Annotated in this window: 8 protein-coding genes; 3 read left to right on the plus strand and 5 right to left on the minus strand. The window is 70.3% G+C overall.

The window, feature by feature from the left end:
- Positions 1–13: 13 nt before the first annotated feature.
- Positions 14–1,780, minus strand: coding sequence for a proteasome ATPase (gene arc, locus ACFWEP_RS27340; protein WP_387373836.1), 1,767 nt, complete (start codon positions 1,778–1,780; stop codon positions 14–16).
- Between the two features lie 241 nt (positions 1,781–2,021).
- Here arc and ACFWEP_RS27345 point away from each other — a divergent pair, with 241 nt between their 5' ends.
- Complete coding sequence (locus ACFWEP_RS27345) at positions 2,022–2,333, plus strand: ferredoxin (RefSeq protein ID WP_266702623.1); 312 nt, start codon at positions 2,022–2,024, stop codon at positions 2,331–2,333.
- Positions 2,334–2,374: 41 nt separating this feature from the next.
- On the opposite strand, the gene ACFWEP_RS27350 is transcribed toward ACFWEP_RS27345, so the two are convergent.
- The 3 genes from ACFWEP_RS27350 to ACFWEP_RS27360 all read right to left on the minus strand — a co-directional run bounded on the left by ACFWEP_RS27350 (position 2,375) and on the right by ACFWEP_RS27360 (position 5,525).
- The gene (locus tag ACFWEP_RS27350) at positions 2,375–2,953 is read right to left on the minus strand and encodes a hypothetical protein (protein ID WP_387373838.1); all 579 of its coding nucleotides are present in this window, start codon (positions 2,951–2,953) and stop codon (positions 2,375–2,377) included.
- 316 nt (positions 2,954–3,269) lie between these two features.
- Positions 3,270–4,211: a tRNA (adenine-N1)-methyltransferase gene (locus ACFWEP_RS27355; protein WP_387373840.1), complete on the minus strand. Its 942-nt coding sequence runs from the start codon at positions 4,209–4,211 to the stop codon at positions 3,270–3,272.
- Between the two features lie 69 nt (positions 4,212–4,280).
- Positions 4,281–5,525 carry a site-2 protease family protein gene (locus ACFWEP_RS27360; protein ID WP_387373842.1) on the minus strand — a complete coding sequence of 415 codons (1,245 nt, stop codon included), beginning with the start codon at positions 5,523–5,525 and terminating at the stop codon, positions 4,281–4,283.
- A gap of 109 nt (positions 5,526–5,634) precedes the next feature.
- On the opposite strand from ACFWEP_RS27360, the gene ACFWEP_RS27365 reads away from it, so the two are divergent.
- Together ACFWEP_RS27365 and ACFWEP_RS27370 are read left to right on the plus strand one after the other, a co-directional pair.
- Positions 5,635–6,546 (plus strand): RecB family exonuclease, encoded by a 912-nt coding sequence (locus ACFWEP_RS27365; protein WP_387373844.1) that lies wholly within the window; start codon positions 5,635–5,637, stop codon positions 6,544–6,546.
- Between the two features lie 10 nt (positions 6,547–6,556).
- Positions 6,557–7,228, plus strand: a complete 672-nt coding sequence (locus tag ACFWEP_RS27370; RefSeq protein WP_387373846.1) for a response regulator — start codon at positions 6,557–6,559, stop codon at positions 7,226–7,228.
- A 185-nt stretch (positions 7,229–7,413) separates the two neighbouring features.
- On the opposite strand, the gene ACFWEP_RS27375 is transcribed toward ACFWEP_RS27370, so the two are convergent.
- A complete protein-coding gene (locus tag ACFWEP_RS27375) occupies positions 7,414–8,145 on the minus strand; it encodes an HAD family hydrolase (protein ID WP_387373848.1) in 732 nt (243 codons plus the stop codon).
- Positions 8,146–8,196 lie beyond the last annotated feature (51 nt).

The following is an 8,196-nucleotide window of genomic DNA, read 5'->3' on the forward strand; positions in this document are numbered from 1 at the left end:
GCCGGTCCGCTCGTTACAGGTACTGCCCGGTGTTCGCGACCGTGTCGATGGAACGGCCGGTGTCCGCGCCCTGCTTTCCGGTGACGAGCGTGCGGATGAAGACGATCCGCTCGCCCTTCTTTCCGGAGATCCTGGCCCAGTCGTCCGGGTTGGTGGTGTTGGGCAGGTCCTCGTTCTCCTTGAACTCGTCCACGCAAGCCTGGAGGAGATGGGAGACGCGAATGCCCTTCTGGCCTTCTTCGAGGAACGCCTTGATGGCCATCTTCTTGGCCCGGTCGACGATGTTCTGGATCATCGCGCCGGAGTTGAAGTCCTTGAAATAGAGGACTTCCTTGTCACCGTTGGCGTAGGTGACTTCGAGGAAGCGGTTCTCCTCGGATTCCGTGTACATCCGCTCCACCACGGACTGGATCATGGCGTGGGCGGCGGCCGGCTTGGAGCCGGCGTGCTCGGCCAGATCGTCCGAGTGCAGCGGAAGCGACGAGGTGAGGTACTTCGCGAAGATGTCCTTCGCGGCCTCCGCGTCCGGTCGCTCGATCTTGATCTTCACGTCGAGACGGCCGGGCCGGAGAATGGCCGGGTCGATCATGTCCTCGCGGTTGGAGGCGCCGATGACGATGACGTTCTCCAGCCCTTCCACACCGTCGATCTCGGCGAGCAGCTGCGGGACGATGGTGTTCTCCACGTCCGAGCTGACGCCGCTGCCGCGGGTGCGGAAGAGGGATTCCATCTCGTCGAAGAAGACGATGACGGGGGTACCCTCGCTCGCCTTCTCCCGGGCACGCTGGAAGACGAGGCGGATGTGCCGCTCGGTCTCACCGACGTACTTGTTGAGGAGTTCGGGGCCCTTGATATTGAGGAAGTAGCTCTTCCCCGTGGGCTGGCCGGTCACCTCGGCGACCTTCTTGGCGAGCGAGTTGGCGACTGCCTTGGCGATGAGCGTCTTGCCGCAGCCGGGCGGACCGTAGAGCAGGATGCCCTTCGGCGGGCGGAGCTCGTGTTCCTTGAAGAGGTCGGGGTGGAGGTACGGGAGCTCGACCGCGTCGCGGATCAGTTCGATCTGGTCGCCCAGGCCGCCGATCTTGTCGTAGTCGATGTCCGGGACCTCTTCGAGGACGAGTTCCTCGACCTCGCTCTTCGGCACCACCTCGTAGACGTAGCCGGACCTGGGTTCCAGCAGGAGCGCGTCGCCGGGGCGGATGGTGATGTCGAGCAGCGGCTCGGCGAGCCGCACCACCCGTTCCTCGTCGGTGTGCCCGACCACCAGGGCGCGCTCGCCGTCCTCAAGGATCTCCTTGAGGGTGACGATGTCCCCGGCCCGCTCGAATTCCATGGCCTCGACCACGTTGAGCGCTTCGTTGAGCATGACTTCCTGGCCTCGACGGAGGCCTTCGAGCTCAACAGTGGGGCTGACGTTCACCCGGAGCTTGCGGCCCCCGGTGAAGATGTCGCAGGTACCGTCCTCATTGGCCTGCAGGAACACGCCGAAACCGGCAGGCGGCTGGGCGAGCCTGTCGACCTCCTCCTTGAGAGCCACGATCTGGTCGCGGGCCTCGCGGAGCGTATGGGCGAGCCGTTCGTTCTGTGCGGTCACACCGGACAGACTGGTCTGCAACTCGACGACCCGCTCTTCGAGAATTCTCGAATGACGCGGAGAGTCGGCGAGCTTACGTCGCAGGACGGCGATTTCCTGCTCAAGATAGGCGACCTGGCCCGACGGGTCTTCTGACCCCCGCCCGGGCCGGATGGCACGGTTGATGTCGTCGTCGTGGGCTGCCACGGTCCTCACCTCCTCCAAGGGGAGCTGGACGCTTCCTGACCCTACCTGCGTGGGTGGTGATTGAAACCCCTAGATCACAAAGACCGCGGGGTGTGTCCGATCTTCACCCTTGCTCTCCCCCTCGTGCCAAGGGAATACCCACCCTTGGGCACCCGAAAGCAGCCAGTTGTATCGTCGAACCGTTCAACACCCGTCAGGGCTGGCTTCAATTGGTTGAGATACGCAGGGATCGGCAGGACATATGACCGTGCAGCAGGACTCGCCCGGCGCGAGCGACACCGAGGATCTGGAGGTCTGGATCGACCAGGACCTGTGCACGGGCGACGGGATCTGCGTCCAGTACGCCCCGGAAGTGTTCGAGCTGGACATCGACGGACTGGCCTATGTGAAGAGCGCCGACGACGAGCTGCTCCAGGAGCCGGGTGCCACCACACGGGTCCCGCTGCCCCTGCTGACGGACGTGGTCGATTCGGCCAAGGAGTGTCCGGGCGACTGCATCCACGTGCGTCGGGTTTCGGACAGCGTCGAGGTCTACGGCCCGGACGCCGCGTAGGGCCTGTACCCGACGGGTACGGGAGGGGGCCCGGGGGCCGGTCAGACGCCGGCGCCCGGCCGCGCGACGGACCGCACGAAGGCGCCGCCCGACCACCGCCAGGTGGTCTCCTCCCGTTGGTCGGGGCAGCACCGGGGCACCTCGTCGGAGGAGTAGCCGAGCGTGGTCGCCGAGACGACGGCGTTCCCCACGGCGAGTTCACCGACCGTCGTACGCAGAGCGGGGTCCACCAGGGTCGCCACGACCCGGGGTGCGGCCCCGCTTCCGTGTGTCAGGACGTAGACGCCGTCCGGCGGCGTACCCGAGCCCGCCGCGCAGTGCACGGCCACCACGGTCTCCGGCTTCCCGTCACCGTCCAGGTCGCCCCGGGCCTGCCGTCCGACGGTCTGGCCCACGCTCCCGCAGACGAGCGGGAAGACCACGCCGGCCGGGTCGGGGGCCTCGGCGGTGACCCGGGGAGCCGCGGTGCCGCCCGGGTCGGCGGAAGCGGAAGCGGTCGGGTCGCCGGGCTGCAGCACGCCGGCGACGGCGACGGTCGCGAACACCGCCGCGGCGGTGGCGAGCCAGTGCATCGCCCTGGAGTCGTTGTGCGCGAGGTCCGGAAGCACGGAGGGCTGCACGCGGTCTGTCTCCTGATGTTTCCGGGGAGCATGTGGAACGACCCTGCCGGACATCGGCGGCAGGGGGTGGCCAGCATCGTGCCACACCTCACACGGACAGGGAACAGCGGGGTGCGGGGCGGCCTGCGCGCACAACCGGAGGGCGGCGCGACGGACGCGGGAGCCGGCTTCCGCGCGGGGAGGGCGAAGCACGCCCCACACGAAGGGCGCCGCCGCCCCGCCTGCCCGGGTCGGTCCGGGAGGGCGGGGCGGCGGCGCCCATCGCTGCACCGCGAGCGGTTCGTGGTGGTCGGTCACCACGGGCCGGTCGAGGTCGTCAGTCGCGCACGTCGGCGCTGTCCTCGGTCGCCGGCGCGCGGTCGGCGGAGGTCTTCCGGCCGCCGGGGCCGTCGTAGTCGTCGCCGTAGGCGCCCTTGGAGGGACGGCGGCGGCGCATCGGGGGCTCGACCCCGTCGGCCAGGCGGCGGGCGGTCACCAGGAAGCCGGTGTGCCCGATCATCCGGTGGTCCGGGCGGACCGCGAGACCCTCGACGTGCCAGTTCCGGATCATGGACTCCCACGGCTGCGGCTCGGCGAAGCAGCCGATCTCCCGGAGGGACTCGACCGTCCGCGAGAGCTGGGTGGTGGTGGCGACGTACGCGCAGAGGATGCCGCCGGGCACCAGTGCCTTGGAGACGGCCTCCAGGCACTCCCACGGGGCGAGCATGTCCAGGACGACCCGGTCGACCTCGGTGTCCGAGAGGTTGTCCTGGAGATCGCCGACGGTGAGCTGCCAGGCCGGGTGCGGGCTGCCGAAGTAGCGCTCCACGTTCTGCTGGGCGATCTCGGCGAAGTCCTCGCGGCGCTCGTAGGAGTGCAGCATGCCCTGCTCACCGATGGCGCGCAGGAGGAAGGTGGAGAGCGCGCCCGATCCGACGCCTGCTTCCACGACCCGGGCACCGGGGAAGATGTCGGCGAAGGCCAGGATCTGGCCCGCGTCCTTGGGATAGACCACGGCGGCGCCGCGGGGCATGGAGAGGACGTAGTCGGGGAGCAGGGGGCGCAGCGCGAGATAGGCGACGTTTCCCGTGGTACGGACAACACTGCCCTCGGGAGCACCGATCAGCTCGTCGTGCGGGAAAGAACCCTTGTGGGTGTGGAAATTCTTTCCGGCTTCGAGCGTGAAGGTGTGGTGGCGTCCCTTGGGATCGGTGAGCTGTACTTGGTCCCCGACCTTGAAGGGCCCACGTCGGCGGGCGGCACCGGTCGGTTCAGACATGTGACCAGCGTACCGGTGTTTCCCGGGCCGGTTTCCGCCGGTGGACGGCCGCCGTCCCCGGGGCCGTCCTCAGGACCCGGGGCGCTTCATGGCGGCGAGGAAGGCGCGTTCGACGTCGGTCGTGGAGAGGACGCCGTAGACCGCGCCGGTCTCCTCCACGACGAGGTACTCGGTCGCGGGGGTGGCGCGCAGCCGGTCGAGGAGTTCCTCGCCCGCGAGTTCGGCGGGGACCCGCATGCCCTCGTTGAGGTCCTGCGCGAGGCCGCCGACGGCGACCCAGGGGCGGCGGTGCTCGGGGATCCCGCCGATGGCGGACTCCCGGACCACGCCCTTCGGTGTGCCCTCGGGGTCGACGACGACGAGGGCGCGGGCGCCCGCTTCGTTGGCCCTGCGCAGCGCTTCGGAGAGCGGGGTCGCGGATTCCACGGGCACCGCGCGGCGGGTGAGGGTGCGGGCCTGGAGTTCGGGGAGGTGTTCGCGCAGGCGCGCCATCCGCAGGCTGTTGCCCGCGCCGGTCCAGATGATGCCCGCGAGGATGGCGGCGAGCAGGGCGTCCGTGACCGTCTCCATACCGCCGGTCTGGACGGCGGTGTCACCGGTGTGCGTCAGGAGCGGCAGGCCGATGAGCACGGCGACGGCGAGGCCGCGGCCGACCCAGGCGGCGACGACGGTTCCGCTCATGGGCTTGCCGGTGATCTTCCAGACGACGGCGCGCAGCATGCGCCCGCCGTCGAGCGGCAGGCCGGGCAGCAGGTTGAAGACGGCGACGATGAGGTTGGAGATCATCAGTCCGGCGAGCAGGACGCCGGGAACGGTGCCGGGCTCCACGAGCTGCATGGAGAGATAGAACACTCCGGCCAGGACGAGGGAGAGGAGCGGCCCCACGAAGGCGAGCACGAACTCGCGCCCCGGGGTCTCGGTCTCCTTCTCGATCTCCGAGACTCCGCCGAAGAACTGGAGCTGGATGCGGCGCACGGGGAGTTTGTACCGGAGGGCAGCGACCGTGTGCGCGAGTTCGTGCACCAGGACGGAGGCGTAGAAGACGATGGCGAAGAAGAGGGCGACCAGGTAGCGGGCGGCGCCCAGCTCGGGCAGGACGCGGTCGAGCTGTCCTCCGAAGACCCAGGTGATGAGCGCCGCGACGACGAACCAGCTGGGGGCCACGTACACGGGCACGCCGAACGGGCGGCCCATCAGCAGGCCGCCGCCGGGTCCGGCGGGGCGGCGCTGACGTTCCTTGCCCGGTCCGGGGTCCCTGCCCCCCGCGCCGGGCTGCGGGCGCCCGCCGTCGCCGCTCTCGTCGCTCTCGTCCACTGGGTCCTTCCGTCCGGGCCGGGGCGTCTGAGTCGATCATGCAGTGCCCGAGGCTCTGCCGTCGATGGTATGCCGCCCGCTGTCGGTGGCGGGTCGTAGGGTCTGGAGCATGACCTCCGCACCTCGGCCCCCCGCGCCGCCGTCCTCCTTGTCGCCGTCGCGGGCGAACGACTTCATGCAGTGCCCTTTGCTCTACCGCTTCCGGGTCATCGACAAACTGCCCCAGAAGCCGAGCGAGGCGGCCACCCGGGGAACCCTGGTGCACGCGGTGCTGGAACGGCTCTTCGACGCGCCCGCTGCGGAGCGTACGGCGCCGAGGGCGCGGGCCCTGGTGCCCGGGCAGTGGAACCGGCTGCTGGAGTCGAAGCCGGAACTGACGGAGCTCTTCGCCGAGGACACCGGGGGCGAGCGGCTCGCCGGGTGGCTGAGCGAGGCGGAGCGGCTGGTGGAGCGGTGGTTCTCGCTAGAGGACCCGACGCGGCTTGAGCCGGTCGAACGCGAGATGTTCGTCGAGACGGAGCTGCAGTCGGGGCTGCGGCTGCGCGGGGTGATCGACCGCGTCGACATCGCGCCGACGGGCGAGGTCCGGATCGTCGACTACAAGACGGGAAAGGCGCCCCGCCCGGAGTACGCGGAGAGCGCGCTCTTCCAGATGAAGTTCTACGCGCTGGTGGTCTGGCGGCTCAAGGGCGTGGTGCCGCGCCGGCTCCAGCTGGTCTATCTCGGCAGCGGCGACGTCATGACGTACGACCCGGTGGTCGCGGACCTGGAGCGGGTGGAGCGGAAGCTGCACGCGCTCTGGGAGGCGATCCGGCTGGCGACGGAGACGGGCGAGTGGCGGCCGAGGCCGACCAAGCTCTGCGGCTGGTGCGACCACCGCGAGCTCTGTCCTGAATTCGGCGGGACTCCCCCGGTCTATCCGCTCCCCGTGGTGCTGCCGGAATCCCGTGAGGATGAGGCGGGCAGAATGGGGCCGGTGGGGGCCGACGCCGGTCGGCCCGCGTCCCCAGACGGTTCCTGAGGAGTTATTCGTGGCAATCCGCGTCCTGCTGGTCGACGACCAGCCACTGCTGCGCACCGGCTTCCGGATGATTCTGGAGGCCGAGGGCGATCTCGCGGTGGTCGGTGAGGCCGGTGACGGACTCCAGGCCATCGACCAGGTCCGGGCGCTCCAGCCGGACGTGGTGCTGATGGACATCCGGATGCCGCGGATGGACGGGGTGGAGGCGACCCGCCAGATCACCGGCCCGGACCGGGACGGTCCGGCGAAGGTGCTGGTGCTGACGACCTTCGACCTCGACGAGTACGTCGTGGAGGCGCTGCGCGCGGGGGCCAGCGGCTTTCTGCTCAAGGACGCCCCGGCCAACGAGCTGTTGCAGGCGATCCGGGTGGTGGCCGCGGGCGAGGCGATGCTCGCGCCGAGCGTCACCCGGCGGCTGCTCGACAAGTACGCCGACCACCTCCCGTCCGGCGAGGACCCGGTCCCGGACGCGCTGCACCGGCTGACCGACCGCGAGGTGGAGGTGCTGAAGCTGGTGGCGCGCGGCCTGTCGAACGCGGAGATCGCGGCGGACCTCTTCGTCAGCGAGACGACGGTGAAGACCCATGTCGGCCACGTGCTGACCAAGCTCCAGCTGCGCGACCGGGTGCAGGCGGCGGTGTACGCCTACGAGAGCGGGCTGGTCCGGCCGGGCGCGCAGTAGCGGCCCCGGCGGCGGCCTCACCGCCGGACTCTGCGCGCTCGAGGGCGTCGGGCGTCCGCGGAGGCATCGGCGATCCGCGCCGGCGAGCGGTCAGGCAGCGCCGCCGGGAAGGACGACGGCCTCGCCCCCCGGCGGACGTGTCGGCCCGCCTCCTCCGTTTCCCCGGTGCCGGGTCCGTGTACCGGTCATCGCCGGGTCCGGGTCCCCTCGTCCTCCACTCGCTGGTCCAGGACCAGCTTGCGCAGGAAGGCCAGGTCGACGTCTTCGAGCGAGCCGACGACCACGCGTCCGGGCGCCGGGGCGATGGGCGCCACGGAGGGGACGGCCACGACCCGGCATCCGGCGGCTTCCGCCGAGGCGACACCGGTGGCGGTGTCCTCGATGACTGCGCAGCGGGCGGGATCGGCGCCGAATCCGGCGGCGGCGGCGAGGTAGGGGTCGGGGTGCGGCTTGGTGCGGGCGACCTCGTCCCCCGCGATGGTCAGTGCGAAGTGGTGGTGCCCGATCGAGTCCAGTACCCGGTCGATGATCCGGCGGTGCGAAGCGGAGACGAGGGCGGTCGGCACCGCGTGGGCGGAGAGTTCGGCGAGCAGCCGGGCGGCGCCGGGCATGAGGGGTACGCCTCGTCCGATGCGCTTCTCGAAGCGGTCGTTCAGCAGGATCGTGAGTTCCTCGACGGCGATGTCCGCGCCGGTCACGTCAATGAGGTAGCCGGCGCTGCGGGTCATCGGCCCGCCGACGACCACTTCGCGCCAGGACTCGTCCAGCCGGTGGCCGAGGTCGGCGAAAACCTCCACCTCGGTGTCCCACCAGAAGCCCTCGGAGTCCACCAGGGTGCCGTCCATGTCGAGAAGGACGGCCTGCAGGGCGGCGCCAGGGGCCGTGCGAGTCAGGGACGCGGGGACCGTACTGGTCATGCGGCACACCTTCCGTGAGGGACGAGAAGGCCGGTCGCCCTTCCGGGAAAG

The organism is Streptomyces sp. NPDC060198, from assembly GCF_042728415.1.
GTDB lineage: Bacteria > Actinomycetota > Actinomycetes > Streptomycetales > Streptomycetaceae > Streptomyces.